The organism is Dyella sp. 333MFSha (genome assembly GCF_900102405.1).
Taxonomy (GTDB): domain Bacteria; phylum Pseudomonadota; class Gammaproteobacteria; order Xanthomonadales; family Rhodanobacteraceae; genus Luteibacter; species Luteibacter mycovicinus.
In genome coordinates this window covers 1-2,500 of the sequence record NZ_FNBR01000012.1, presented here as the reverse complement: position 1 = coordinate 2,500, position 2,500 = coordinate 1, and the positions used below count along the sequence as shown (strand labels likewise).

Annotated in this window: 1 rRNA gene; it reads left to right on the top strand. The window is 53.2% G+C overall.

Annotated features, from left to right (window positions below):
- Window positions 1-108 precede the first annotated feature (108 nt).
- A 23S ribosomal RNA gene (locus BLT40_RS19795) occupies window positions 109-2,500 on the top strand; the annotation flags it as partial.

Below are 2,500 nucleotides of genomic sequence, written 5' to 3'. Positions count from 1 at the left end.
ACATGTAAACGAGTGACAAGCGTCTTGGTTCAAACCGAACCGAGATAAGTGTTAAGGCGAAACGAAGTGGCTGGATGTATGTGGCCCCGAGGCGACTTGGGGTTATATGGTCAAGCGACTAAGCGTATACGGTGGATGCCTTGGCAGTCAGAGGCGATGAAGGACGTGGCAGCCTGCGAAAAGTGTCGGGGAGCTGGCAACAAGCTTTGATCCGGCAATGTCCGAATGGGGAAACCCACCGCTTAGGCGGTATCGTGCAGTGAATACATAGCTGTACGAAGCGAACCCGGGGAACTGAAATATCTAAGTACCCGGAGGAAAAGAAATCAACCGAGATTCCGTCAGTAGCGACGAGCGAACGCGGACTAGCCCAAAAGTGTCGTACATTCTAGTCGAACAGCGTGGAAAAGCTGGCCGTAGACGGTGATAGCCCGGTAGACGAAAGGGTGCATGGCATGAAATTGAGTAAGGCGGGGCACGTGAAACCTTGTCTGAACATGGGGGGACCATCCTCCAAGGCTAAATACTCCTGACTGACCGATAGCGAACTAGTACCGTGAGGGAAAGGCGAAAAGAACCCCGGAGAGGGGAGTGAAATAGACCCTGAAACCGTATACGTACAAGCAGTGGAAGCCCGCAAGGGTGACTGCGTACCTTTTGTATAATGGGTCAGCGACTTACTGTCAGTGGCAAGCTTAACCGTATAGGGGAGGCGAAGGGAAACCGAGTCTGAATAGGGCGAATAGTCTCTGGCAGTAGACCCGAAACCGAGTGATCTATCCTTGACCAGGTTGAAGGTGCGGTAACACGCACTGGAGGACCGAACCCACATCTGTTGCAATAGATGGGGATGAGTTGAGGATCGGAGTGAAAGGCTAAACAAACTCGGAGATAGCTGGTTCTCCTCGAAAGCTATTTAGGTAGCGCCTCGTGCGAACACTGTTGGGGGTAGAGCACTGTTATGGCTAGGGGGTCATTGAGACTTACCAACCCATGGCAAACTCCGAATACCAACACGTGATACACGGGAGACACACGGCGGGTGCTAACGTCCGTCGTGAAAAGGGAAACAACCCAGACCCGCAGCTAAGGTCCCAAAGTCATAGCTAAGTGGAAAACGATGTGGAAAGGCATAGACAGCCAGGAGGTTGGCTTAGAAGCAGCCACCCTTTAAAGAAAGCGTAATAGCTCACTGGTCGAGTCGGTCTGCGCGGAAGATTTAACGGGGCTAAGCTATGCACCGAAGCTCGGGGTGTACGGATTTTGATCCGTACGCGGTAGAGGAGCGTTCCGTAGGCCTGTGAAGGTGGATTGTAAAGTCTGCTGGAGGTATCGGAAGTGCGAATGCTGACATGAGTAACGATAAGGGGGGTGAAAAGCCTCCCCGCCGAAAGCCCAAGGTTTCCTCGCGCAACGTTCATCGGCGCAGGGTGAGTCGGCCCCTAAGGCGAGGCAGAAATGCGTAGTCGATGGGAAGCAGGTTAATATTCCTGCACTTTTCTACAGTGCGATGTGGGGACGGAGAAGGTTAGGTCTACCAGGCGTTGGTTGTCCTGGGGAAAGGCGGTAGGCATGTTTCTTAGGCAAATCCGGGATTCTTTATGCCGAGCACCGAGACGAGTCCTTTGGGACGAAGTGACTGACACCACGCTTCCAGGAAAAGCCACTAAGCTTCAGCTGTAGAAAAACCGTACCGTAAACCGACACAGGTAGGCAGGGTGAGAATCCCAAGGCGCTTGAGAGAACTCGGGTGAAGGAACTAGGCAAAATGGCACCGTAACTTCGGGAGAAGGTGCGCCTCTTGGTGTGGTCACGTGCGTGACTGAGCATCGAGGGGTCGCAGTAACCTGGCCGCTGCGACTGTTTATCAAAAACACAGCACTCTGCAAACACGAAAGTGGACGTATAGGGTGTGACGCCTGCCCGGTGCTGGAAGGTTAATTGATGGGGTCAGCCGCAAGGCGAAGCTCTTGATCGAAGCCCCAGTAAACGGCGGCCGTAACTATAACGGTCCTAAGGTAGCGAAATTCCTTGTCGGGTAAGTTCCGACCTGCACGAATGGCGTAACGACAGCGGCGCTGTCTCCACCCGAGACTCAGTGAAATTGAAATCGCTGTGAAGATGCAGCGTTCCCGCGGCAAGACGGAAAGACCCCGTGAACCTTTACTATAGCTTTACATTGAACGTTGAGTTCTTCTGTGTAGGATAGGTGGGAGGCTATGAAACCAGGACGCTAGTTCTGGTGGAGCCATCCTTGAAATACCACCCTGAAGTGCTTGACGTTCTAACCTAGGTCCGTAATCCGGATCGGGGACCATGTATGGTGGGTAGTTTGACTGGGGCGGTCTCCTCCCAAAGAGTAACGGAGGAGCACGAAGGTACGCTCAGCGCGGTCGGACATCGCGCACTGTGTGCAAAGGCATAAGCGTGCTTGACTGCGAGATCGACGGATCAAGCAGGTACGAAAGTAGGTCTTAGTGATCCGGTGGTTCTGTATGGA